Source organism: Amycolatopsis sp. CA-211722 (genome assembly GCF_056828465.1).
This window is the reverse complement of record NZ_CP184752.1, coordinates 2,859,129-2,883,104: the sequence shown is the minus strand read 5'-3', so window position 1 is coordinate 2,883,104 and position 23,976 is coordinate 2,859,129. Positions and strand designations below refer to the sequence as shown.

Here is a 23,976-nt window from a genome sequence, read left to right as displayed (position 1 = left end):
GTCACGCCTCCGCGTACTGGTTGGCGGCGACCCCGAGGCCGAGATGGTCGCGCAGGGTGGTGCCGGTGTAGGCCTGGCGGAACGCGCCGGCGGCCTGAAGCGCGGGGATGGTCCCGGCGGTGAAGAGCGCCAGATCGTCGGGCAGGACCGCGGGCCGGATGTGGAAACCGTCGAGATCGTTGGACGCCGCGAGGCCGGGCAGCTCGGTCGCGAGGCCGGCGGGAGTGCCGGTGAAGCTCAGCCCAGGCGGGAAGGGCGCGTAGGTCTCCAGCGTCCGGCGGCGGTCGAGGGCCGCTTGCTCGGTCTCGGCGAGCACGATCGTCAGGCCGGCCAGGAGTTTGGCGTCCGGGAAGCGCTCACGGGCGCCGCGGGGCTCGTCGATCAGGACGACGTCGGCGCCGTGCGCGTACGGCGAGTCGCCGTACACCGCGACGACGGGGTGCCCTTGTGGCGGGCGCGGCGTGATCGAAGGTCCCTTGATGCTGAAGAAGTGGCCCTCGAAGTCGACGTAATGGAGTTTGTCACGGTCGATGAAGCGGCCGGTCGGCTCGTCGCGGATGATCGCGTCGTCCTCCCAGCTGTCCCAGAGGCGCGCGATGACGTCGACGACCTCGGCGTTTTCCGCTTCGGCATCTGCCTCGGACGGCAGGGTGCGCCTGCCGAAGTGCGCGACCTCGGCTTCGGTGCGCGAAGGCACCGCGAGGACGCCTGCGCGGCCGCGGCTCGCGAAGTCGAGCGAAGCGACGGCCGTCGAGATGTGGAACGGCTCGGTGTGCGTGGTGGTGACTGTCGGGACCAGGCCGATTCGGCTGGTCAGCGGGGCTAGCGCGGCGAAGGTCAGCAGGGCGTCGAGCCGTCCCCGGACGACTTCCTCACCTCCGGGCTGGAGCGCGAGGGTGTCGTCGAGGGTGACGAAGTCGAGCGAAGCCGCTTCGGCGAGCTTCGCGTGGGCTAGGTAGTGAGCGGCGGTGAACAAGGCGGCCGGGCGGACGTCGGAGACCCGCCAGGCGGCCGGATGCCGGCCGGCCCCGTCGAGCGCGACCGCGAGGTGCAACTGCTGTGCGGAACCCATGCCCGGGGAACTCGCGCACCTCCCCCTCGATTCCCGCTCCCATGGGGTGAGACGCCGGCGCCGACCTGCGTTTAGCCCCCTAATCGCGATCTGAGGGGGCACTTGCGTTTCGCGGGCTAAACGCGATCCGGAGGGCGCGTCGCCTTTAGCGGGCTAATCGCGATCCGGGGCCCCACCTGCGTTTCGCGGGCTAAACGCGATCCGGGGCCCCACCTGCGTTTCGCGGGCTAAACGCGATCCGGGGGCCCACCTGCGTTTAGCGGGCTAAACGCGATCCGGCTGGTCAGTGGGGGTGGCGCGCCATTTCTTCCAGGAGCCGGATGCGTTCGGCCATGGGCGGGTGGGTCGAGAAGAGCTTCGTGAGGCCGCCGCCCGGCCGGAACGGGTTCGCGATCATCAGGTGCGACTGCGAGACCAGCTTCGGCTCCGGTACGAGCGGGGCCGCGCGCGTACCCTGGTCGAGCTTCCGCAGCGCCGACGCCAGCCCGAGCGGGTCTCCGGTGAGTTCCGCGCCCGACGCGTCGGCCTGGAACTCCCGCGAGCGGCTCACCCCGAGCTTCACCACCGCAGCCGCGATCGGTCCGATCAGGACCAGGATCAGCCCGACCAGCGGACTGTCGCCGTCTTCGCGGTTGCCGCCGCCGAAGACGCTGGTGAACATCGCGATGTTGGCGATCACGCTGATCACGCTCGCCAGCGCGCCCGCGACGCACGAGATCAGGATGTCGCGGTTGTAGACGTGCGACAGCTCGTGCCCGAGCACCGCCCGCAGTTCGCGTTCGTCGAGCAGGTCGAGGATGCCGGTGGTGCAGCACACCGCCGCGTGCCGGGGGCTGCGGCCGGTGGCGAAGGCGTTCGGGGCCGGGGTGGGACTGACGTAGAGCCGCGGCATCGGCTGCCGCGCGGTGGTCGCCAGCTCCCGCACGATCCGGTACATGGCCGGGTGCTCGGCCTCCGAAATCGGGCGGGCGCGCATGGCCCGCAGCGCCAGCTTGCCGGAGTTGAAGTAGGCGTACGCGTTGACCCCGAGCGCCACCACCAGCCCGATGACCAGGGCGCCCCGCCCGAAGAAACCGCTGATCCCGACGATGAGCGCGGACAGCAGGCCGAGCAGGACGACGGTCTTGAGGCCGTTCTGGTGTTTGTGCACGGCGTCCTGCTCCTTCCATTCCGCGGGGTGGGGTTACTCATCGGAAACAACGCGATCGGGGGACGCGAAGTTCCTTCGCGTGCTCGGCTCGCGGGTTATCGTCGAACCTCGGAACGATCATCGGGAGGCGCCTGTGCGAGGACCCGAACTGAGCCGCCGAGCCCTGCTCACGCTGGCCGCGGCCGGCGCCTCCGCAGTCGCCTTCGCGCCGGCGGCCAGAGCCGAAAAAGTACTACTCGTCGAGGTCGGAGGCGCCCCGGAGGCGGTCGCGGTGAATTCCGTCACCGGCTTCGCGTACGTTTCCGACCCGTCCACCGGCACGATCGTCGTTCTCGACTCGCGGTCCGGCACGGTCGCCGACGTGATCCCGGTCGGTGGCGAACCCGCCGGAATGGCCGTGGACACCGTGACGAACAGGGTCTTCGTCGCGAACCCGCCCGCCGGGACCGTCCTCGTGCTGGACGGGCGGGCCAACGAGGTCGTCAGCGTGGTGCCCGCCGGTCCCGGCGCGTCCACTGTCGACGTCGACGAGCAGGCGAACCGCATCTACGCGGCCAGCGCCCTCACCGGGACACTGGCCGTCATCGACGGCGTCGGCTGCCGCCTGCTGGACCTCGTCCCCGGCCCCACGCGGGGGTTGTCGTCGACGGCGGTCGACAGCGGGCGCAAGCTCGCGTACTGCACCAGCACGGCCACCGACTCACTCGAGGTCTTCGACATCGGCGCGGGCAGGTTCACCGGCGGGATCCCCGTCGGCAAATCACCGACCGGAGTCGCCGTGCACAGCGCGTCGGGGACGGTGTTCGTCGCGAATTCGGCGATCCATCATCTGTCCATCGTGGACACGGGCGCGCGCAAGGAGAAGGCGACCGTGTTGCTGCGCTCGGAATCTTCGGCGCTCGCGGTCCACGAAGGATCGAACACCGTCTACGCCAACGGCGGCCCGAACGGCCTCGCCAGGATCGACGGCAGGACCAGCCTGCTCACCGGCGACCTGTCGCTCGGCGTGAACCCCGGCGCAGTCGCGATCGACCAGCGCACCAGGACGGTGTACGTCGCGGATCCCTTGCGCGGCAGGGTTTCCCTGATCCGGGACTTCTGACGCCGGAGCGGGCATGATGGCGGGGTGACCGAGTACGAATTGCGCGGCGGGCTGCAACCGGACGTCTCGGCTGTGGCCGCCGTACTGGCGCATCACGGTGTCGAAGGCCCGGACGGGAAGCCGCCCGGCGAGGCGCTGGTCTTCGCCGTCTCCGGCGGGATCGGGGCCGGCTACATTCTGTGGGACTTCGCGCACGAAACGATGTCGACGATCGTGTTCGGTTTCCGCGCGCGCTGGCAGTATCCCCAGGAATGGCTCAAGTCCACAGTGGACCGTCTCGGGCTCGGTCTCGACATCCACACCACCGGTGGCAAACGCGCCGCCGCCAAGCGGCTCACCACCGACCTCGAAGCGGGGCGGCCGGTGATCGTCCTCCCCGACCGCGAGTCGCTCGGTTACTGGCACCTGCCACCGGAGATGTCCGGAGGTGGCGGCCACTTCGTCGTCGCGTACGGCGAAGAGGACGGCCGGGTGCTGGTCGACGACCGGAACCTCGCCCCGTTGACGGTCGATCGGAAGGCGTTCGACGCCGCACGCGGGCGGGTCGGCTCATACAAGAACCTGCTCGCGACGATCGAACCCGGCGAGGTCCCCGACTGGAGGACGGCCGTGCGCGGCGGGCTGACGGACTGCGTCCGGAACCTCTCTGCGCCGTCGAAGTCGTTCTCGCTGCCCGCCTGGGGACGCTGGGCGAAGGCGATGACCGACGAACGTGACCCGAAGGGCTGGCCGCGCGCGTTCGGCGAGCGGCGCGGGCTCGTCGGCGCGCTGTTCAACGTCTGGGAGAGCGTCACCCCGGCCGGAATGGAGGGCGGGCACCTGCGCGGGCTGTTCGCCGACGCGCTCACCGAAGCCTCCAGTCTGCTCGAATTGCCGTCGCTGGCCGAACAGGCGTCGACCTGGCGCGGCATCGGCGAACGCTGGGCCGAACTGGCCGAGACGGCCGTCCCGGCGTCGAACACGGAGTTCGCCTGGGTGCGCGGGCTGGTCAGCGCGGTGTCGGCGGGTGTCCGGGAGGGCGACGCGGGGCAGGAGCCCGCCGCGACGGCCGGTGCGGAAATGTGGAAACTGCGCGCGCACTACAACGACGAAACACCGTTCACCGACGGCGAGGCCCGTGAACTCTTCGGCACGATGAGCGACCTGATCCGGGACATCCACACCGCCGAGACCGCCGCGATCCGGGAGCTCTCCGAAACCCTGATGGAGTGAACCGGGCCGGTGTCCGTTGCGCCGCGCGGCCGGAACACCACGCGATCGTTGAAGATCCACTTCGTGCACGCACATCCGCTGGGGACGACCAGTGCGCGTCCCGCTCCCGAGATCCACCTCCACCGCCATCGCCTGCGTGTCGCCGACCTGGACTGCCTCGGCCACGTCGGGAACGTGCGGCTGCTGGAGTACTTCCAGGAAGCCCAGAGCGCGCTGCTCGACCCGCGGCGTGAGCACCTTTTCCAGGCCAAGGGACCGGCGTACCTGATCGCGAAGCACAACGTCAGCTACCTGCGCAGGCTGACGTTCCGGGACCATCCGGTCGAGGTGGAGACCGTGGTCGGCCGGATCGGCACCTGCGATGTCGTGGTGAACAGCAGACTGCGTGACGAACGGGCCGTCTACGCGCGCTGCCGCACCATCTGGATCGCGTGCACCCTGCCCGAAGGCAGCGCGCGGCGGCTCGACGAAGAGGAACGCGAGCGGCTGACGCGGTTCAGCGGGGCGATCGACGAAATCTCCTGAATCAGTTTTTAACCGTTTATGCTCCATTTCCCGCATTACCGAAAATCGGCTGGGCCGTTCAGCGGCTGATCATCACGCTTTTCGGCCGGTACCTTCGAAAGACCTCTCCCCTGCAGAGCTCCCCGGAGGTATTTCATGCCACGGCCGAAGTCTGTCCGCTTCCTCGCGCCCGTGATCGGCGCGATGCTACTGACGAGCGGGGCGGCGGTCGCCGCCCCCTCCGCCGAAGACCCCCAGTTCATCCGCCTGGCCAGCAGGACCTTCGACCCGCTGACCCAGCGCACGGCGGCGAGCCAGGACTGGAAGGGCGCGTACCTGCTCCAGGTCCGAAGCGCGCTGACCGACGCGCAACGCGGGAAATTGCGCTCACTCGGCGTGCGGATCGGGACCTACATTCCCGATTTCGCCTACGTGGTCCGGGTGAAGCCGGAGAACCGCGAATCGGTGGCGGATTTGGCTTTCGTCCGCTGGCTCGGCGAATACCGGCCGGACGACAAGATGGAGATCTCGACGGCCGCGACCGGTAGCCATCTGGTGACGCTGGTCGAGGCGGACGCGCGGGACCAGCGCGCCGTGGCCGAGCGGATCCTGCGGCTCGGCGGTGGTATCGAGGCGATCTCGAAGAGCGGGCAGCACATCGTCGCGAAACTCGGCTCCGGGCAAGCCGCCACCGTGGCGCAGGGGGCCGAAGTGCTCGCGGTCGGCGCGATCACCGCGCCCGAGACCGACATGGCCAACGCCAGGGAGAGCAGCGGCGCGAACTACCTCGAGAGTGTCGGCGGCTACCGAGGCCAGGGCGTGCGCGGCGAGGTGATGGACGGCGGGCTGCGCGTCACGCACCAGGAGTTCAAGGCGCGGCCGACGGTGATGCACGGGTCGAACTCCACCAGCACCAGCCACGGGACCTCGACCTACGGCCAGATCTTCGCTTCGGGCGTGAGCGCGCCGCAGCGTGGGCTGCTGCCCGAGGCGCAGGGGATCTTCGCCACCTACAACAAGCCGGACCGCTACGCCCACACCAAGGAACTGGTCGACCCGGCCGGCAAGTACCGCGCGGTGTTCCAGAGCAACAGCTGGGGCGGCGGGCTGACCACGGCCTACAACTCGGTCTCCGCCGAGCTGGACAAGATCGTCTTCGATCACGACCTGCTGATCTGCCAGTCGCAGAGCAACGCGGGCACCCAGCAGTCGCGGCCGCAGGCCTGGTCGAAGAACGTGCTCTCGGTCGGCGGGCAGTACCACTACAACACGCTGGGCCGCACCGACGACAAGTGGAGCGGCGGCGCCAGCATCGGCCCGGCCGCCGACGGCCGGATCAAACCGGAACTGTCGAACTACTACGACCGGATCGACACCACGTCTTCGAGCAGTGACACCTCGTACACGACGTCGTTCGGCGGCACGAGCGGCGCGACCCCGATCACCTGCGGGAACGCCGGTTTGCTGTTCCAGATGTGGGCCGACGGCGTGTTCGACGGCGGCCCCGGCAAGGGCCGCGACGTCTTCGCGAGCCGCCCGCACGCCGCGACCGCGAAGGCGCTGCTGATCAACGGCGCCGACCAGTTCGCGTTCAGCGGCACCTCGCACGACCTGACCCGGACACATCAGGGCTGGGGCACCGCGAACGTGCGGTACCTGCACGAACAGGCCAAGGCGAACGGGTGGAAACTGCCGGTGCTGGTGAACGAGACCGACCTGCTGGGCACCGGGCAGTCGAAGAAGTACACGGTCACGGTGAACGGGACCAAGCAGTTCAAGGCGACGCTGGCCTACACCGACCCGGCGGGCTCGCCGAGCGCGTCGGTCACCAGGGTCAACGACCTGACCCTGAAGGTCACCGCGCCGAACGGGACCGTCTACTACGGCAACAACGGGCTGAAGGCGGGCAACTTCTCGACCGCGGGCGGCTCGCCGAACACGGTCGACACGGTGGAGAACGTCATCCTGGAGAAGCCTGCCGCGGGTACGTGGACGGTGGAGGTCGTGGCGACGCAGGTGAACGCCGACGGGCACCCGGAGACGTCGGCGACCGACGCGGACTACGCGCTGGTGGTCTCTTGACGGTGTGACGGGCTCCGCCGGCCGGATCGCGTTTAGCCCGCTAAACGCGGAGTGACCGGTGAGGCGCGTGAAGGCCCCCTTCCCTCGGCTGAGCCGAGGGAAGGGGGCCTTCACGCGGGCTGGGCCGGGTGTGGAGCGCCGGATCGCGTTTAGCGGGCTAAACGCGATCCGGTCCGAGGGCGCGTGGCGGGCGGGTGCCGCGAAAGCCACTTTCGGGACATCTGACGTCGCGAAAGTGGCTTTCGCGACGTCCGCGCCGGTCTCGCAAGGTGTGCGAGGGCTCGCGGGTCGCGTTTAGCGGGCTAAACGCGAGGCGGGTCCGAGGGCGCGGCGCGAGGGGCTCGCACCTCGCGTTTAGTCGGCTAAACGCGAGGTGCGCGGGCTAAACGCGAGTCGGGCAAGGCGCGAGGAGACCTGCGGGGCGCGTCTAGTCGGCTAAACGCGAGGCGCGAGGAGACCTGCGGGGCGCGTCTAGTCGGCTAAACGCGAGGCGCGAGGGACCTGCGGGGCGCGTTTAGTCGGCTAAACGCGAGGAGCGAGGGGTTCGCGGGGCGCGTTTAGCGGGCTAAACGCGATCCGGGGCGTGGGCCGGGGCGCATCGCGTTCAGTCCGCTAAACGCGAGTCGGCCGGAGTGCCCGCGCCCGGATGGCGGAGGGCTCTGCGCCGATGGCCGAGACGACAGGTTTCGGTTGTGAGACGGAAGCGTGAGACCCCTGGAAGGCATGTAACGAGGCGACCCGAGGTGCCGACGTCTGGGATACGTGACGCGAGCCAAGGAGCCTCTCGATGACCACCTGCCGACTCTGCGGCTCGGCCCATCTCGCCAGTGTCGTCGACCTCGGGGCGACGCCGCCGTGCGAACGTTTCCTCACCGCGGAGCAGCTCGGCGAGCCGGAGCCGACGTACCCCTTGCACCTGCGGGTCTGCACCGAATGCTGGCTGGCCCAGATCCCGCCGCTGATCACCCCGGAAGAGACTTTCACCGAGTACGCGTACTTCTCGTCATATTCCGCTTCCTGGGTCGAGCACGCGAAGACGTTCGTCGACGGCGCGGTCGAGAGGCTCGGGCTCGACGATTCGTCGTTCGTCGTCGAGGTCGCCAGCAACGACGGATATCTGCTCAAACACGTTGTGGCACAGCAGATCCGCTGTCTTGGCGTGGAACCTTCGGTGAACGTCGGCCAAGCCGCGCGTGACGCCGGGGTGCCGACGAAGACCGCTTTCCTCAGCCCCGAGACCGGCCAAGAGGTCCGCGACGAACACGGTCCCGCCGACCTCGTCGTGGCGAACAACGTTTACGCGCACATCCCGGACGTCATCGGTTTCACGCACGGGCTCCGCGCCCTGGTCGCCGACGACGGCTGGGTCAGCATCGAGGTCCAGCACCTGCTGACGCTGATCCAGGACAACCAGTACGACACGATCTATCACGAGCATTTCCAGTACTACACGGTGGAATCCGCGCGCCGGGCCCTCGCGCGCGGCGGGTTGTCCGTTGTGGACGTCGAACTGCTCCCCACCCACGGCGGTTCGATCCGGCTGTGGGCACGTCCGGAGGCCGTCGCGGGTGAGCCGAGCGAGCGGATGACCCAGGTCCTCGACGCCGAGAAGGCCGCCGGGCTGCACGAAATGTCCGGCTACACCGAATTCTCCGAGCGGGTCACCAAGGTCCGGCTGGACCTGAACAAGTTCCTCACCGACGCGGCGCTCGAAGGCAAGACCGTCGTCGGTTACGGCGCCCCCGGCAAGGGGAACACGCTCCTGAACCACTGCGGTATCCGCCCGGACGTCCTGCGCTACACCGTCGACCGGAACCCGTACAAGCACGGCCGGTTCACCCCCGGAACCCGGATCCCGATCCTGCCGCCGGAACGCATCGAGGCGGACAAACCCGACTACGTGCTCGTCCTTCCGTGGAACCTCCGGAAGGAGCTGACCGCCCAATTGTCCTATGTGGACGAATGGGGCGGAAAACTGGTCTTCCCCATCCCGCACCTGGAAATCGTCGAGGTGAAGTCGTGAAGGTAGTCCTCTTCTGCGGCGGCTACGGCATGCGGATGCGCAACGGTGACGCGTCCGACGTGCCGAAGCCGATGGCCATGGTCGGCCCCAGACCCCTGATCTGGCACGTGATGCGCTACTACGCGCATTTCGGGCACACCGAGTTCGTCCTCTGCCTCGGTTACGGCGCGCACCACATCAAGGAGTTCTTCCTCAACTACGAAGAGACCACCTCCAACGATTTCGTCCTGCGGAACGGCAAGGCGGAACTGCTCTCGACCGATATCGCGGACTGGTCGATCACCTTCGTGCAGACCGGTCTCGAATCGGCCATCGGCGAGCGCCTGCGCCGGGTGCGCCCGTACCTTCAGGGCGACGAGATGTTCCTCGCCAACTACGCCGACGTCCTCACCGACGCGCCGCTGCCGGAGATGATCGAGCGGTTCACCGAATCCGACGCCGGCGCGTCGATGATGGTCGTGCCACCGCAGTCGTCGTTCCACTGCGTCGAGATGGGCGAGGACGGCCGCATCGGCGCGCTGACCCCGGTCAGCGAGATGCCGCTGTGGGAGAACGGCGGGTATTTCGTGCTGCGCCAGGAGATCTTCGACCACATCCCCGAGGGCGGCGACCTGGTGGCCGACGGCTGCGGCGAACTCGCCAAACAGGGCAAGCTGCTGGCGTACCCGTACCGCGGGTTCTGGAAGCCGACCGACACCGTCAAGGAACGCGTCCAGCTGGACGACGCCTACGCGCACGGCGATCGCCCGTGGGCACGCTGGGAACGCGAACCCGCGAGCACGGCGTGATCGGACTCGGCACGGGCGGCGTCCGGCGGGTCGTCGCGCTCGGCGCGCATTGTGACGACATCGCCATCGGGGCGGGCGGCACACTGCTGACGCTCTGCGCCGCCAACCCGGGGGTCCGGGTGGACGCGCTCGTCCTTTCCGGCGGCGGCACCGAACGGGAAGCCGAGGAGCGCGCCGCGCTCGCGGCCTTCTGCCCCGGCGCCGACGTCGAGGTCACGGTGCTCAAACTGCCCGACGGCCGGTTCCCCGCGCACTGGGAAGAGGCCAAGAACGCCCTCGAAGAGCTGCGCCGCCGCACAGACCCGGACCTCGTCCTCTCCCCGCGCACGGCCGACGCGCACCAGGATCACCGCGGGCTGGCGACGCTGGTGCCGACGGTGTTCCGTACCCATCTCCAACTGGAGTACGAGATCGCGAAATGGGACGGCGACCTCGCCAAACCCACCGCGTACGTGCCGCTCACGCCCGAGCTCGCCGAAGAGAAGGTCCGGCTGTTGCAGGAGCACTACGCCTCCCAGCGGCATCGGCCCTGGTACGACCGGGAAGCCTTCCTCGGCCTCGCCCGCATTCGCGGCATCGAATGCGGGCAGCGCTACGCGGAGGCCTTCGACCTCAAGAAACTGACGCTCGACCTCACTCCGAAAGGCTGAAAGCCATGCGTGTGCTGCTGACCGGGCACAAGGGTTACCTGGGCACGGTGATGGCCCCGGTGCTGGCCGCCGAAGGCCACGAGGTCGTCGGCCTCGACTCCGGTCTCTTCGACACCTGCGTGCTGGGCCCGAAGCCCGACGACCCCAAGGGTTACGACGTCGACCTCCGTGACGTCACGGCCGAGCACGTGACCGGGGTGGACGCGGTGATCCACCTCGCCGCGTTGTCCAACGATCCGCTGGGCTCGCTGGCCCCGGAGCTCACCTACGACATCAACCACCACGCCTCGGTCAAGCTCGCGAGGCTGGCGAAGGACGCGGGAGTCCAGCGGTTCCTCTACGCCTCGACGTGCTCGGTCTACGGCGCTTCGGGCGGAGACGGCCTGGTCGACGAGGACGCGCCGCTGCGCCCGGTGACGCCGTACGCCGAGTCGAAGGTGCGGGTCGAGGACGACCTCCACGAGCTCGCCGACGACGGCTTCACCCCGGTGTACATGCGCAACGCCACCGCGTTCGGCTTCTCGCCGCGGCTGCGGTCGGACATCGTGCTCAACAACCTCACCGCGCACGCCCACGTCTCGGGCGAGATCCTCGTGCTGTCGGACGGGACGCCGTGGCGGCCGCTGGTGCACGCCAAGGACATCGCGCGTGCCTTCGAGGCCGCGCTGGTCGCGCCCAAGGAGGCCGTCCACGACAAGGCGTTCAACATCGGCACCGAACGCAACAACGTGACCGTGGCCGAGATCGCGCAGCAGGTCGTCGAGGCGGTCCCCAGCGCGAAACTGCGGATCACCGGCGAATCCGCGGGCGACCCGCGTTCCTACCGCGTCGACTTCTCCCGTTTCCGCGAGGCGATCCCCGGTTTCGAATGCGACTGGTCGGTCAAGGACGGCGCGCTCGACCTGATCTACGCCTACCGCACGCACGGCCTGACCGCGCACGACTTCAAGAACACCTTCACCAGGCTGGCCACGCTCAACGCGCGGACCGCCGCCGGCGAGATCGACGAAACCCTGCGGCGACGGTGATGACGCACGAACCCCTGGACACGGGCGCCGACCTGCGGGAGCTGGTCGAGCGCCTGTATCCGCTCTGCCGCAGCATCACCGGCGACGGCGTCCGCGCCACGCTGGAGATCCTCGGCGAGCACATCCCGCTCGACGTCCACGAGGTGCCGACCGGGACCCAGGTGCTCGACTGGACCGTTCCGCAGGAGTGGAACATCCGTGACGCCTGGGTGAAGGACCCGGCCGGCCGGAAGGTCGTCGACTTCCAGGAGTCGAACCTGCACGTCGTCGGGTACAGCGTTCCGGTGGCCGGGACGATGCCGCTGGCGAAGCTGCGTGAGCATCTCCACACCCTGCCCGAGCAGCCGTCGCTGGTGCCGTACCGCACGAGCTACTACTCGCCGACGTGGGGTTTCTGCCTGGCGCAGGACACCCTCGACGCGTTGCCGGACGGCGACTACGAGGTCCGGATCGAGTCCACTTTGGACGACGGGCACCTGACCTACGCCGAGCACGTGGTCCCCGGCGAGGTCACCGACGAGGTGCTGGTGTCGTGCCACACCTGCCATCCGTCGCTCGCCAACGACAACCTCGCGGGCATCGCCGTCGCCGCGGCGCTCGCACAGCGGCTGGCCGCGAGGAAACCGCACTTCACGTACCGGTTCCTGTTCATGCCGGGCACGATCGGCGCGATCACCTGGCTCGCGCGCAACACCGAACGGCTCGGCAAGGTCAAAGCAGGCGTCGTGCTCGCCTGCGCGGGCGACCCCGGCTCGCTCACCTACAAGCGAAGCCGCCGCGGGGACGCCGAGATCGACAAGGTGCTCGAGTTCGTCCTCGCCGGGAAACCGCACAAGGTCCTGGACTTCTCGCCGTACGGCTACGACGAGCGGCAGTTCTGCTCGCCCGGGTTCAACCTCGGCGTCGGCTCGCTGACCAGGACGCCGTACGCCGGCTATCCCGAGTACCACACGTCGGCGGACAACCTGGATTTCGTGTCCACCGAGGCGATGGAGGACACCCTCGCGACCTTGGCCGAGGCATTCTCCGTGCTGGACCGGAACCGCCGCTACGTGAACCTGAGCCCGTACGGCGAGCCGCAGCTCGGCAAACGCGGGCTCTACGACTCCCTCGGCGGCCGCAGTGACGCCAAGGCGGCCCAGATGGCGATGCTCTGGGTGCTCAACCTTTCGGACGGCGAGCACAGCCTGCTCGACGTCGCCCAGCGATCCGGTCTCCCCTTCGATTCCGTCGTCGCCGCCGCTCACGCGCTGCAGGGCGCCGGATTGCTGAAGGAGTGACGCGGGTGGCAGGCGGGAGACATCGGGCGACCTTGGCCTCCGGGGCCGTACGCGCCATGGCGGGCAGGCTCAGCTGGGGCCTCGGCGACCAGGCCGTTTCGAGCCTGACCAACTTCGCGGTCGGGCTGTTCGTCGCGCGCTCGCTCGGGACTTTCGCCTTCGGCATGTTCAGTCTCGCGTGGGTGACCTACGGCGTGGTGCTCAACCTGTCGCGCGGCCTGGCCACCGACCCGATGATGGTGCGTTTCTCCGCGGTCTCGGAGGACGCCTGGCGCCGTGCGGTGGCGAGAGCGGCGGGAACGGCGATCGGTGTCGGCCTGGCGACCGGCCTGATCAGCGTGATCGTCGGCTTCCTCGCGGTGCAGCCGCTGGGCGGGGTGTTCATCGCGCTCGGCGTCGTGCTGCCCGGGCTGATGCTGCAGGACGCGTGGCGGTTCGCGCTGTTCGCCAAGGGCGACGGCAAGAAGGCGTTCGTCAACGACACGGTGTGGGGTGTGGCGCTGATCCCGGCGCTGGCCATCGCCGCGCATTTCGGCACCGTGGTCGCCTTCGTCCTGGCGTGGGGGCTGGCCGGCGCGGTCGCGGCGATCTACGGGCTGTTCCAGACCGGCATCGTGCCGAGGCTTTCCGCGATGACGGGCTGGGTGAAGGAGCAGCGCGACCTCAGCGTGCGCTACCTGATCGAAAACGTCAGCAACGCCGGCTCGTCGCAGCTGCGCGCGTATGGGCTCGGGGCGATCGCGGGGATCACGGCGGTCGGCGCGGTCCGCGGTGCCGAGCAGCTGCTCGGGCCGTTCCTCGCCCTGCTGATGGGGCTTTCGCTCACGACGGTGGCCGAAGGCGCCCGCGTCCTGCAACGCGCCCCGCACCGGCTGAAGAATTTCTGCGTGGTGCTCGGCGGAGGTCAGGCGGGGGCGGCTCTGTTGTGGGGCCTCGGTTTGCTGATCCTGGTGCCGCACGACGTCGGCCGCTGGATCATGGGGTCGGTCTGGGACGCGGCCGAGCCGCTGATCCTGCCGGTCACCCTGTCGGTCACCGCCGCGGGCTTCACCGCGGGCGCGGCCGCCGGCTTGCGTGCCCTCGGCAACGCCAAACGCAGCCTCCGTGCCCAGCTGGTCGCCTCGGTGGGCTACGTGGTCTTCGGGATCATCGGCGCCTACATCGACGGCGCCGAAGGTGCCGCGTGGGGCTCGATGCTCTCGGTCTGGCTGGGCGCCGCGATGTGGTGGTACCAGCTCCGTGTCGCGTATCGCGAGTACCGGCCGCCCGCGCTACGCACCAATGACGAAGAGGTGGGAATGGTATGACCCGGATTCCGCGGCTCAGCATCGGTCTGCCCGTCTACAACGGCGAGGAGTACCTGTCCGAATCGCTCGACGCCCTGCTGGGCCAGAGCCACGAGGACTTCGAGCTGATCATTTCGGACAACGCTTCGACGGACGGCACCGAAGAGATCTGCCGGGACTACGAGCGCCGCGACGCCCGGATCCGGTATCTGCGGCTGCCGAAGAACGTCGGCGCGTCCCCGAACCACAACCGCGTCCTCGACGAAGCCCGCGGCGAGCTGTTCAAATGGGCGTCACATGACGACCTCTATGGCCGTGACCTGCTGAAACTGTGTATCGAGGCGCTCGACGAGCGGCCGGACATGATCGTCGCCCACAGCTGGCAGGCCATCATCGACGACCACGGAACGGTGACCCACAAGCTCGACTATCCGCTGGCCACGGACTCGCCGCACGCGCCGACGCGGTTCCGCAGCCTGCTGTTCGAAACCGGCGGCGACGACTTCTACGGCGTGATGCGCACGAACGTGCTCCGCCGGGTCAAACCGCTCGACAGCTACCACCACGCCGACCGCACCTACGTCGCCGAACTGAGCCTCCACGGCCCGTTCCACCAGGTCCCCGAGGTGCAGTACTTCCGCCGCGACCACCCCGGCCGCGCCGAACGGGCGAATCCGAGCATCCGGAAGCGCTGCTCGAATCTCGACCCGCGGCGCGCCGACCCGGTGCGGAACCCGATGCCGCGGCTGATCGGCGAGTACATCGGCGGCTTCGTCGGCGGTATCCGCCGGGCGCCGCTCTCCTCGGCCGACCGGCGCGAGTGCTACCGGCACCTCGCGTCCTGGCTGGCCGACCGGTCCCGCGGCCGGAACGAGGACCGCGCCGAGGACGCCGAACCCGCAATCGACGGAATGAACATCGACGCCGTGGTCCCTGGACGGCAGAGGAGGACGTCGTGACCTCTCGCCCCGGAGCGAGAAAACGAAGACATCCCCGGGTCGGCTTCTTCGGGCTCCTGGGGGCAGGGAACATCGGCAATGACGGATCACTGGAAGTCGTACTCGCGTACGTGCGACAGCGACATCCGGAGGCGGAACTCAGCTGCCTCTGCTCCGGACCGGAGCAGGTCGAGGCGCGCTACGGCGTCAAAGCGGAGTCGTTGCTCTGGTACTACTCGCGCAACCGCGACACGACGGGGATGCTCGCGGCCCTGCTGAAGGGCGTCGGCAAGGTCGCCGACACACTCAAGATCCTTTCCTGGACCCGGCGGTGCGACGTGGTGATCGTGCCGGGCGCCGGCGTCCTCGAAACCACGCTTCCCTTGCGGCCCTGGGGTTTCCCGTACGCGATGGCACTACTGGGGGTGTCGGGCAGGCTGTGGGGGACCCGGGTCGCGCTGCTCAACGTCGGGTCGAACGTCATCCGGCAGCGGACCACACGACGGCTCTACCGGATCGCCGCCCGCTCCGCGCACTACCGCTCCTTCCGCGACGAGCTGTCCCGCGACGCCTGGGCCGAGATGGGGCTCGACACCACGAAGGACGACCTCTACCCGGATCTGGCGTTCGCCCTGCCGATCCCCGCCGGGCGGCCGTCGGACGTCGTCGGGGTCGGCGTCATGGAGTTCCACGGGGGCAACGACGACCGGCGCCGCGGCGAGGAGATCCGTTCGTCCTATGTGGACGCCATGAAGCGGTTCGTGCGCAGGCTGGTCGACGACGGGCGTGAAGTCCGGCTGCTCACCGGCGACGAGATCGACGACCCCGTCGTCGAGGAGATCTTCGCCGATCTGCGCGAACACCGGCCCGGCCTCGACCCGAACCAGGTGACTGCGGCGAAACTGCCCACGCTCGGCGACCTGATCACCGAGATCGCCGCGCTCGGGGCCGTCGTCGGGACGCGCTATCACAACGTCCTGTGCTCGCTGAAGCTCGCGAAGCCGACGATCTCGATCAGCTATTCGCAGAAGATGGACAGCATCATGGCGAACATGGGGCTGGCGGAGTACTGCCAGTCCGCGCGCGACGTCGACGTCGACCTGCTCGTCCGGCAGCTCGCCGAACTCGAGGCGAAACCCGAGGAGTTCTGGCAGCGTCTGCGCGACCGCAGTGCCGCCAAGGGGAAACTGCTGGAGAAGCAGTACGACGTTCTCGACAAGACGCTGTTCCGCACGTCCGAGGAGATCCGATGAAGGTCGAAGCGGTTCCCGAAATCGAAGGTGCGTACCTCTTCACGCCGACGCCGTTCGCCGACGAGCGCGGATTCTTCAGCCGCACCTTCGACAGCGAGATCGTCGCGTCGGTCGGGATCGACCCCGGCGGCTTCGCGCAGGACAGCCTTTCGCGGTCGCGCAAGGGAGTCGTGCGCGGGATGCATCTGCGCGGCGGGCGCGGCGAGGCCAAGCTGGTCCGGTGCTCGGCAGGGGCCATCTTCGACGTCATCGTGGACCTGCGGCCGGACTCCCCCACCTACCGGACGGTGAAAGGGTTCGAACTGTCCGGGGAGACCCAGGTCTCCCTGTACATCCCGGCGGGGTGCGCGCACGGGTTCCAGGCGCTCACCGACCCCGCCGACATCTCCTACCGCATCGACCGGCCGCACGACCCGGCCGAGGACATCGCGATCTCCTACGCCGATCCGGAACTGGCCATCCCGTGGCCGCTCCCGGTCAGCGCGGTGTCCGAACGTGACGCCCACGCTCCTCCTCTAGCCGCCGCACTGACGACCACGAGGTGATCCCGTGAACCGCCCCTTGCCGCGCTCCGACCAGGCGAACGAACGACTGCACCGGGCGATCCCCGGTGGCGCGCACACCTATGCCAAGGGCCAGGACCAATACCCCGACGACCACTCACCCGTCATCGCGCGCGGCCTCGCCGGCCACGTGTGGGACGTCGACGGCAACGAATACATCGAATACGGCTCCGGGCTTCGCGCGGTCAGCCTCGGGCACGCGCACCCGCGGGTCCTGGAGGCTGTCCGGACCGAGATCGAGAAGGGCGCCAACTTCGTCCGGCCGTCCATCATCGAGGCCGAAGCCGCGGAGCGGTTCCTCGCCGCCGTGCCGACCGCGGAGATGGTGAAGTTCGCGAAGAACGGCTCGGACGCCACCACGGCCGCCATCCGGCTGGCGCGGGCGGCGACCGGACGGACACTCGTGGCGATCTGCCGCGATCACGCGTTCTTCTCCACCGACGACTGGTTCATCGGGACCACGCCGATGTCCGCCGGGATTCCGGGCGAGACGACGGACTTGACGGTCTCCTTCCCCTACGGCGATCTCGCGGCCGCGGAAGAACTGCTGCGGTCGCGCGAAGTCGCCTGCCTCGTCCTGGAAGCCGCGACCCAGACCGAGCCGCCACCTCGGTATCTCGCCGGATTGCGGGACCTGTGCGACCGGTACGGCACCCTGCTGGTGTTCGACGAGATGATCACCGGGTTCCGCTGGTCGGAGGCCGGCGCGCAGGGGCTGTACGGCGTCACGCCGGATCTTTCGGCGTTCGGCAAGGCGCTGGGGAACGGGTTCGCGGTCTCGGCGCTGGCGGGCAAACGGGAGTACATGGAACTCGGCGGGCTGCGCGATCATCGAGAGCGGGTCTTCCTGCTTTCGACCACGCACGGCGCCGAGACGCATTGCCTCGCCGCGGCGATCGCCGTCTTCGACACCTACGCCGAAGAAGGGATCACCGCGCGGCTGCACGCGCTGGGCGACCGGCTCGCGGCCGGGGTCCGCGACGTCGCCGCGAGCGCCGGGGTCGGCGACCACGTGCTCGTGCGCGGCAGGGCGAGCAACCTGGTCTTCGCGACGCTCGACGAAAAGGGTGAGCCGTCGCAGCCATATCGGACGCTGTTCCTGCGGGAACTGATCACCGGCGGGGTGATCGGGCCGTCGTTCGTGGTCAGTGCCGGGCTGACCGAAGCCGACATCGACAAGACGATCGACGTCGTCTCGCGGGCCTGCACCACCTACCGGAAGGCCCTCGAGTTCCAGGATCCGACGCAATGGACGGGCGGCCGTCCGGTGAAACCTGTTTTCCGCAAGTACGTCTGAGGACCACTCGTTCGTGTCCCTCCTCTGCACCGCGCGGTGATTTACCTTGAATCGTATGAATTGGGCGAGAACGACGGCGTTCGCGCTGTCGGTGGTCCTGACGGCCGGCTCCTTCACCGCCGTGGCATCGGCGGCCGAGGCGCCGGCCGTCTGCGCGTCCGGACCGGCGAGTTTCCCGAAACCGGAGCACGCCGTCGTCGTCGAGCCCGGTGTTTCGCTGTCAGCCAAGACGTCGGAACACCCGCCGGGCACGACGTTCTGGCTCGGGGGCGGAAGGCATACGCTCGCCGACGACGTGTACAGCCAGGTGATCCCGAAGGACGGCAACGTCTACCTCGGGGCGCCCGGCGCGGTGCTGGACGGCCGCGGCATCAACCGGACGGCGTTCACCCAGCACGCCAAGGACGTCGTGATCCGCGGGCTGACGATCCGCGGTTTCGCGGCGCCGCAGGACCAGGGCGTGGTGAACCACGATTCCGGCGAGCACTGGGTGATCGAGGGCAACGTCATCGAGGACAACCGCGGCGCCGCGATGATGGCCGGGCCGCGGCAAGAGGTGCTCGGGAACTGCCTGCGGAACAACGGGCAGTACGCGATCAACGCCTACCGCGCGGGCGGTGGCATCACCGGGCTGGTGGTGGAGGGCAACGAGATCGCCGGGAACAACACCGAGGATTGGGAGAAGAAACAGCCCGGCTGCGGGTGCAGTGGCGGGGCGAAGTTCTGGGCCGTGGACGGGGCGGACATCCGGGGGAACTGGGTGCACCACAACCACGGCGTCGGGCTCTGGGCGGACACGAACAACAACGACTTCATCGTCGAAGACAACCTGATCGAGGACAACGACGCCGAGGGGCTGTTCTACGAGATCAGCTACAACCTGATCATCCGCAGCAACATGTTCCGTCGCAACGCCCTGAAACTGGGGCGCGATTTCGCCGCGCGGGGGAACAACTTCCCGATCTCCGCGGTGTATCTGAGCGAATCCGGCGGCGAGCCGCGGATCTGGGCGCGGACCGACATGATCGAGATCGCGGAGAACGAGTTCGTGGACAACTGGGGCGGCCTGACGCTGTGGGAGAACGCCGACCGGTTCTGCAACAGCCCCTCGAACACCTCGACCGGGACCTGCACCCGGGTCGTCGCCTCGGCGTCGGACTGCGCGCCGGAATCGATCGCGGTTCCACCGGCGTACGACGACTGCCGATGGAAGACCCAGCGGGTCAACGTGCACGACAACGTCTTCCGCAGCGCGCCCGACTGCGCGGGGCTGTGCGGGCGCATGGCGGTGCTGTCGAACTACGGCACCTATCCGTCTTGGTCGCCGTACCGGGGGAACGTCGTGTCGGAGGCGGTGACGTTCCATCAGGACAACGAGTGGTTCTCGAACACCTACGTCGGGCATTGGTCGTTCGTGGCGCACGACGCGTCGCGTTCGCTGGACGTCGCCGCCTGGCGGGCGGCTCCCTACGGGCAGGACCCTTGCAGCACGTTCGATGGCGCCGGCGGCTGCCCGGCCCGGTGACTCGCCCGACTCGCGTGCTCAGGCACCGCACTCGCGTGATTGAAGCCGTAACTCGCGTGATTGAAGCCGTAACTTACGTGCTTGAAGCCGTAACTCACGTGCTTGAAGCCGTAACTCACGTGCTTGAAGCCGTAACTCACGTGATCCGATGGACGACACGTGAGTTACGCGTCTGATCACGCGAGTTACGCGTCTGATCACGCGAGTTGCGTCCTCGATCACGCGAGTTGCGTTTTCGGTCACGCAAGTAGTCGACTAAACGCGAACCTTAGGCGGTGTCGCGAAAGCCACTTTCGGGACACCAGACGTCGCGAAAGTGGCTTTCGCGACGCCGGGCCCGGCACCGAAGCGGCACCGAAGCGGCACCAAAGCGGCGCAGTCAGTCGGCTGATCGCGGAAGTCAGGGCTTGGTCAGGAAGAAGTAGGCGTACCGTTCGTCCAGTTCGTTCTTCGGCACCAGCTGGATCGCCTGGGGCGTGAAGCCGCACCGCTCCGCCAGCTGCCAGAAGGCGTCGACGCGGTAGGTCGTCATCGCCGCCAGCCCCGAGCGGTACGAACGGCGGCGCGGCCTGGTCCGCCACGTGCCGGGGTCGTACTTGACCTGGATCAGCGCGAGCCCGCCGGGGACGAGCAGTTCCCGCGCGATGCGGAGCAGGCGTTCGCCGTATTCCGGCGTCGGGATCAGCTCGAAAACGTAGAAACTCACGTAGACGTCGCAGGGTTCCTTCACCAGTGAGAGCGCGGCTTCCGGATTCGCGACGTCGATGTCGACGGCCTGGAAGGAGGTGTCGCAGACGTTCGCGACCTGCTTCTCGCATTCGGCGAGGGTCTCGGCGGAGATGTCGACGCCGATGAATTCCTGGGCGCGCGGGGCGAAATGGATGGCGTTCGCGCCGCCGCCGCAGCCCCATTCGACGACGCGGTTCCACGGCCGGTCGAAGCCGGCCAGGCGGGCGCCGCCTTCGAACATGTCGAGGTGCCGCTTGCCGATTTCCGACCAGAGATCGTTGCCGTCGAAGGTGTCGGACTCGCGCCAGTGCGAATTGTCCTTCCATCTCTTCTCGCCGGGCGAGTTCCAATAGCCCTGCGCGTCGGCCGAGATGGCGGATTCGGATTGCTTGGCGCCGACCGTCGCCAGCGCGCGCTGGCCGAGGTCTTCCGCTCGTGCGGCGATCTTCTTGGCGGTATCGATGAGGGGCATGGGAACCGTTCCTTTCGCTATGCGGTGTTCGAGGACCGGGTCGCCCCTTTGTCGGTGAGCAGCGCGGCCGCCGGAACCACCGCGAGCGCCACACCGAGGCCGCCCAGCGTGTCAGTCGGGTAGTGCGCGCCCATCGTTACCTGGGCCCAGCCCATCGCGGCCCCGGCGACGAAAACCGCGACGACCAGGAACACCGACGCCGGGAAGCGCCGAAGCCCACCGAGCACGCCCAGCGCGGCGGTGAAGGTCAACGCGGTGGCGAAACCCGTGTGCCCGCTGGGATACGACAGGAATTCACCGTGGATGTACCGGCCGGTGAGTGGTTTCAGCCCGCTCGTCAGCCCGACGGTGACCAACGCGGCCACCACTCCGGTGACGGCGGTCCGCGGCCGCCGCGAAAGCCGGCACCAGCCGAGGAACACGACCATGGTGACGATCGCACCGACCGGTTCGCCCACGAAGTCGATCACCGTCGCGATCGTCCACCACGGGTCGCCGGACCAGGCGAGCGCGTCCACCAGCGTCGCGTCGACACCGGTCGGGCCGGACGTCCCGGCGTAGACCAGGCCCAGCACCAGCGCGCCGAGCCCACCGAGCACGGCCAGGACGAACGCGGCCGGGCGGAGCACCGGCGGCAGAGCGGGCTTCACTCCGCGGCCACCCGCCCGATCGCGTCCCGGTAGCCGCCGATCAGCCGCTCCAACCCCACTTCCGGGGTGAATTCCTGTTCGTAGACCAGCCGCGCCGCCTTGCCGAATTCGAGGTTCCGGCCGGGATCGCCGACGACCTCCCGCAGCCGCCGCGCCAGCGATTCGGCGTCGCCGGGTGCGTGCAGCAGCCCGGTCACGCCGTCCTCGACCAGTTCGCGGAACGCGCCGTGCGCGGCCGCGACGGTCGGGACCCCGGCGGCCATCGCCTCGACGACCACGAGCCCGAACGTCTCCAGCCATTCCGACGGCGCCACGGCCACCGCCGCGCGGGTGACCAGCTCGGCGCATTCCGCCTTGCTCCGCAGCCCTTCGTAGCGGACGTCGTCGCGGCCGTCCGCCCAGCGGGCGACCTCGTCCTGCATCGGGCCGGTACCCGCGATCACCAGCGGCATCCCGAGTCCGCCGGTCGCGGCGATCCGGTCCCAGGCCGCCATGAGCAGGCCGATCCCCTTCTCCGCGGTGATCCGCCCGAGGAACAGCACGTGCTCGCCGGTCCCGGAGCGCCGGATGCCGGGATCGGCGACGAAGTTGTACTTCACCGCCAGCCGTCCGGCGGGCATCCCGGCGGCGACCAGCACCTCGCGCTGCGCCTTCGAGATGCAGAAGAACCGGGAGACCCCGGACCACCAGCGACGCCGGTTGAGCAGCAGGCTCGCCGCCATCGGCACGGTCGCGAGCGCCGACCCGCGATAACAGCCGTGCCGCACCGCGGGCGCCGGTGTCCGGCCGACGCAGTCCGTGCACACGTGCCCGTCGCGGTACAGCGTGCCGGGCGGGCAGATCAGGGTGTAGTTGTGCACGGTCGCGACGACGGGCACGCGCGCGTCCGCGCACGCCGCCAGCACCGACGGCGACAGCAGCGGGAACGTGTTGTGCACGTGGACGACGTCGGGCCGGTCTTCGGCCAGCCGACGGGCGAGATCGGCGCGCGCCGCCCGGTTCCACGGCACCTGGAGCGGGACGACGGCCTTGCGCGGCAACGACATCGCGGAGATGTCGTCACTGCGCCGTTCGAACAGGCCGACGTCGTGCCCGGCGGCCGCGAGGAGCGCGACCTCCTGGTCGACGACGTTGTTCTCCCCGCTCGGCTGCTCGGACCGGTAGCGGTTGTGGACCACGAGGACCTTCACACAGGCTCCTTGGCCGGGACGAAATTCTTCTCGCTGACAGGCACCCGCACCAGCAGCGACGCCGCCAGCGCCAGGTGCAGCAGGTACGGCGAAGCGTCACCGAGGCCGGCCTCGGTGTAGGACGCCGAAACGCAGTAGGTGATCAAGAAGATCGCGCACGCTCTGGCCAGCGACGGCGGCCGCAGCGCGGCGACCACGATGAGAACCAGCATGAAGGCCGCGACGATCGCGATCCCGACATACCCCTGTTCGTGGTAGACGGCGAGCCAGCTGTTGTCGATGGGCAGGCCGATGTACGACTTGTTCGTCAACCCGACGCCGAACACGTACTCGCCGAGGGTGCGCGGGTCGGACAGCAGCGCGTCCCACACCTTCGCGCGGCCGGTGAGACTGGAGAAGTTCTCCGAGCTCTGGCCGCGCAGGAACCACGCCTGCAGCAGCGAACCGAGGACGACGGCGGACACCGCGCCGATCAGCGCGACCCCGGCGAACACCTTTCTGGCCCGCGCGCTGGACATCCAGAGCGAAAGCAGCGCGATCAGCACACCGGCGACCAGGCCGAGCGTGGCGGTGCGAGTGTGGGTCAACAGGAGAATGCCGATCGACGGGACGATGACGATCAGCGCGTTCAGCCGGTCCAGCTCACCGCCGAGCCACAGCAGCAGAGTGAGCCCGATGACCACCGCCGAATACTGCCCGACCTGCGGCGGCGTCAGCGGCCAGATGGTGCCGGTCAGCCGTCCGCCGTACTCCTCCGCCAGTGCGATCCCCGGTGACGCGGCCAGCCCGACGACGACCGTCAGCAGCACCACCGAGTAGGTCCGGATGTGGTGCCGCACGAGCCGGATCCCACCGTCCCACCACCGGGTCAGCAGCCACAGCGTGCTGACGAACAAACCGAACCGGAAGCAGCGGAACAACGCGCCGTACCCGACTTCGAGGTTCAAGCTCGCCAGCAGGCTGAGCACCACCAGGATGCTGAGCAGCAGCAGGTACGCGCTCGGCCGGATCCGGAGCCGCGCGTTCAGCGCCAGCGCGATGCAGAACGCCAGCACGAGCGAGCCCATGGTGACCAGCTGGATCACCGAACGCGGGATCGGGATGACCGTCGTGGCGCCGGTGGAACCCAGCGTGTTCAGGATCAGCAGCGCCCACACGAAGGCGACCGCCTTCGGCATGTCC

General features: G+C 68.9%; 21 protein-coding genes. 15 read left to right on the top strand and 6 right to left on the bottom strand.

What is annotated here, in order from left to right:
- Nucleotide 1 precedes the first annotated feature (1 nt).
- Nucleotides 2-1,072, bottom strand: coding sequence for an LLM class flavin-dependent oxidoreductase (locus tag ACOCEP_RS14155; protein ID WP_482337675.1), 1,071 nt, complete (start codon nt 1,070-1,072; stop codon nt 2-4).
- A gap of 283 nt (nt 1,073-1,355) precedes the next feature.
- A complete protein-coding gene (gene htpX, locus ACOCEP_RS14150; protein WP_482337673.1) occupies nt 1,356-2,222 on the bottom strand; it encodes a zinc metalloprotease HtpX in 867 nt (288 codons plus the stop codon).
- A gap of 133 nt (nt 2,223-2,355) precedes the next feature.
- Here htpX and ACOCEP_RS14145 point away from each other — a divergent pair, with 133 nt between their 5' ends.
- From ACOCEP_RS14145 to ACOCEP_RS14075, 15 genes are all read left to right on the top strand, one after another.
- On the top strand, nt 2,356-3,324 hold the full coding sequence (locus ACOCEP_RS14145; RefSeq protein WP_482337671.1) for a YncE family protein: 969 nt from the start codon (nt 2,356-2,358) through the stop codon (nt 3,322-3,324).
- 24 nt (nt 3,325-3,348) lie between these two features.
- Nucleotides 3,349-4,536: a BtrH N-terminal domain-containing protein gene (locus tag ACOCEP_RS14140; RefSeq protein WP_482337670.1), complete on the top strand. Its 1,188-nt coding sequence runs from the start codon at nt 3,349-3,351 to the stop codon at nt 4,534-4,536.
- A gap of 63 nt (nt 4,537-4,599) precedes the next feature.
- Complete coding sequence (locus ACOCEP_RS14135; RefSeq protein WP_482337669.1) at nt 4,600-5,061, top strand: acyl-CoA thioesterase; 462 nt, start codon at nt 4,600-4,602, stop codon at nt 5,059-5,061.
- 135 nt (nt 5,062-5,196) lie between these two features.
- Nucleotides 5,197-7,122 carry a S8 family serine peptidase gene (locus tag ACOCEP_RS14130; protein WP_482337668.1) on the top strand — a complete coding sequence of 642 codons (1,926 nt, stop codon included), beginning with the start codon at nt 5,197-5,199 and terminating at the stop codon, nt 7,120-7,122.
- Between the two features lie 787 nt (nt 7,123-7,909).
- Nucleotides 7,910-9,145 (top strand): class I SAM-dependent methyltransferase, encoded by a 1,236-nt coding sequence (locus ACOCEP_RS14125; protein WP_482337666.1) that lies wholly within the window; start codon nt 7,910-7,912, stop codon nt 9,143-9,145.
- The gene (locus tag ACOCEP_RS14120; protein ID WP_482337665.1) at nt 9,142-9,933 is read left to right on the top strand and encodes a sugar phosphate nucleotidyltransferase; all 792 of its coding nucleotides are present in this window, start codon (nt 9,142-9,144) and stop codon (nt 9,931-9,933) included. Before ACOCEP_RS14125 ends, ACOCEP_RS14120 begins: the two co-directional genes overlap by 4 nt.
- The gene (locus ACOCEP_RS14115) at nt 9,930-10,583 is read left to right on the top strand and encodes a PIG-L deacetylase family protein (RefSeq protein WP_482339713.1); all 654 of its coding nucleotides are present in this window, start codon (nt 9,930-9,932) and stop codon (nt 10,581-10,583) included. The genes ACOCEP_RS14120 and ACOCEP_RS14115 overlap by 4 nt, the downstream gene beginning before the upstream one ends.
- A gap of 5 nt (nt 10,584-10,588) precedes the next feature.
- Nucleotides 10,589-11,611, top strand: coding sequence for an NAD-dependent epimerase/dehydratase family protein (locus ACOCEP_RS14110; protein ID WP_482337664.1), 1,023 nt, complete (start codon nt 10,589-10,591; stop codon nt 11,609-11,611).
- A complete protein-coding gene (locus tag ACOCEP_RS14105; protein ID WP_482337663.1) occupies nt 11,611-12,891 on the top strand; it encodes a DUF4910 domain-containing protein in 1,281 nt (426 codons plus the stop codon). Before ACOCEP_RS14110 ends, ACOCEP_RS14105 begins: the two co-directional genes overlap by 1 nt.
- Before the next feature lie 56 nt (nt 12,892-12,947).
- A complete protein-coding gene (locus tag ACOCEP_RS14100; protein ID WP_482339712.1) occupies nt 12,948-14,198 on the top strand; it encodes a hypothetical protein in 1,251 nt (416 codons plus the stop codon).
- On the top strand, nt 14,195-15,136 hold the full coding sequence (locus ACOCEP_RS14095; protein ID WP_482337662.1) for a glycosyltransferase family 2 protein: 942 nt from the start codon (nt 14,195-14,197) through the stop codon (nt 15,134-15,136). The genes ACOCEP_RS14100 and ACOCEP_RS14095 overlap by 4 nt, the downstream gene beginning before the upstream one ends.
- Complete coding sequence (locus ACOCEP_RS14090; protein WP_482337661.1) at nt 15,133-16,368, top strand: polysaccharide pyruvyl transferase family protein; 1,236 nt, start codon at nt 15,133-15,135, stop codon at nt 16,366-16,368. Before ACOCEP_RS14095 ends, ACOCEP_RS14090 begins: the two co-directional genes overlap by 4 nt.
- Nucleotides 16,365-16,913 carry a dTDP-4-dehydrorhamnose 3,5-epimerase family protein gene (locus tag ACOCEP_RS14085; RefSeq protein WP_482337659.1) on the top strand — a complete coding sequence of 183 codons (549 nt, stop codon included), beginning with the start codon at nt 16,365-16,367 and terminating at the stop codon, nt 16,911-16,913. Before ACOCEP_RS14090 ends, ACOCEP_RS14085 begins: the two co-directional genes overlap by 4 nt.
- A gap of 4 nt (nt 16,914-16,917) precedes the next feature.
- Nucleotides 16,918-18,228 (top strand): glutamate-1-semialdehyde 2,1-aminomutase, encoded by a 1,311-nt coding sequence (locus ACOCEP_RS14080; RefSeq protein WP_482337657.1) that lies wholly within the window; start codon nt 16,918-16,920, stop codon nt 18,226-18,228.
- Between the two features lie 55 nt (nt 18,229-18,283).
- Entirely contained in the window at nt 18,284-19,753 is a 1,470-nt protein-coding gene (locus ACOCEP_RS14075; protein WP_482337655.1) for a right-handed parallel beta-helix repeat-containing protein, read from the top strand.
- Between the two features lie 400 nt (nt 19,754-20,153).
- Here ACOCEP_RS14075 and ACOCEP_RS14070 read toward each other — a convergent pair whose 3' ends face one another.
- Genes ACOCEP_RS14070 through ACOCEP_RS14055 form a run of 4 tightly spaced genes read right to left on the bottom strand, consistent with a single transcriptional unit; the run spans nt 20,154 to nt 23,972 of the window.
- Nucleotides 20,154-20,954, bottom strand: a complete 801-nt coding sequence (locus ACOCEP_RS14070; RefSeq protein ID WP_482337654.1) for a class I SAM-dependent methyltransferase — start codon at nt 20,952-20,954, stop codon at nt 20,154-20,156.
- A 17-nt stretch (nt 20,955-20,971) separates the two neighbouring features.
- Complete coding sequence (locus ACOCEP_RS14065) at nt 20,972-21,604, bottom strand: phosphatase PAP2 family protein (protein ID WP_482337653.1); 633 nt, start codon at nt 21,602-21,604, stop codon at nt 20,972-20,974.
- Complete coding sequence (locus tag ACOCEP_RS14060; protein WP_482337652.1) at nt 21,601-22,794, bottom strand: glycosyltransferase family 4 protein; 1,194 nt, start codon at nt 22,792-22,794, stop codon at nt 21,601-21,603. The genes ACOCEP_RS14065 and ACOCEP_RS14060 overlap by 4 nt, the downstream gene beginning before the upstream one ends.
- Nucleotides 22,791-23,972 carry an O-antigen ligase family protein gene (locus ACOCEP_RS14055; RefSeq protein WP_482339711.1) on the bottom strand — a complete coding sequence of 394 codons (1,182 nt, stop codon included), beginning with the start codon at nt 23,970-23,972 and terminating at the stop codon, nt 22,791-22,793. Before ACOCEP_RS14055 ends, ACOCEP_RS14060 begins: the two co-directional genes overlap by 4 nt.
- Nucleotides 23,973-23,976: the final 4 nt, after the last annotated feature.

What these genes read in the sequence shown, in the direction of transcription:
- ACOCEP_RS14155 (WP_482337675.1), bottom strand. Translation starts at nt 1,072, where the DNA reads ATGGGTTCCGCACAGCAGTTGCACCTCGCGGTCGCGCTCGACGGGGCC.
- ACOCEP_RS14130 (WP_482337668.1), top strand. Translation starts at nt 5,197, where the DNA reads ATGCCACGGCCGAAGTCTGTCCGCTTCCTCGCGCCCGTGATCGGCGCG.
- ACOCEP_RS14125 (WP_482337666.1), top strand. Translation starts at nt 7,910, where the DNA reads ATGACCACCTGCCGACTCTGCGGCTCGGCCCATCTCGCCAGTGTCGTC.
- ACOCEP_RS14110 (WP_482337664.1), top strand. Translation starts at nt 10,589, where the DNA reads ATGCGTGTGCTGCTGACCGGGCACAAGGGTTACCTGGGCACGGTGATG.
- ACOCEP_RS14105 (WP_482337663.1), top strand. Translation starts at nt 11,611, where the DNA reads ATGACGCACGAACCCCTGGACACGGGCGCCGACCTGCGGGAGCTGGTC.
- ACOCEP_RS14100 (WP_482339712.1), top strand. Translation starts at nt 12,948, where the DNA reads ATGGCGGGCAGGCTCAGCTGGGGCCTCGGCGACCAGGCCGTTTCGAGC.
- ACOCEP_RS14095 (WP_482337662.1), top strand. Translation starts at nt 14,195, where the DNA reads ATGACCCGGATTCCGCGGCTCAGCATCGGTCTGCCCGTCTACAACGGC.
- ACOCEP_RS14085 (WP_482337659.1), top strand. Translation starts at nt 16,365, where the DNA reads ATGAAGGTCGAAGCGGTTCCCGAAATCGAAGGTGCGTACCTCTTCACG.
- ACOCEP_RS14075 (WP_482337655.1), top strand. Translation starts at nt 18,284, where the DNA reads ATGAATTGGGCGAGAACGACGGCGTTCGCGCTGTCGGTGGTCCTGACG.
- ACOCEP_RS14070 (WP_482337654.1), bottom strand. Translation starts at nt 20,954, where the DNA reads ATGCCCCTCATCGATACCGCCAAGAAGATCGCCGCACGAGCGGAAGAC.
- ACOCEP_RS14055 (WP_482339711.1), bottom strand. Translation starts at nt 23,972, where the DNA reads ATGCCGAAGGCGGTCGCCTTCGTGTGGGCGCTGCTGATCCTGAACACG.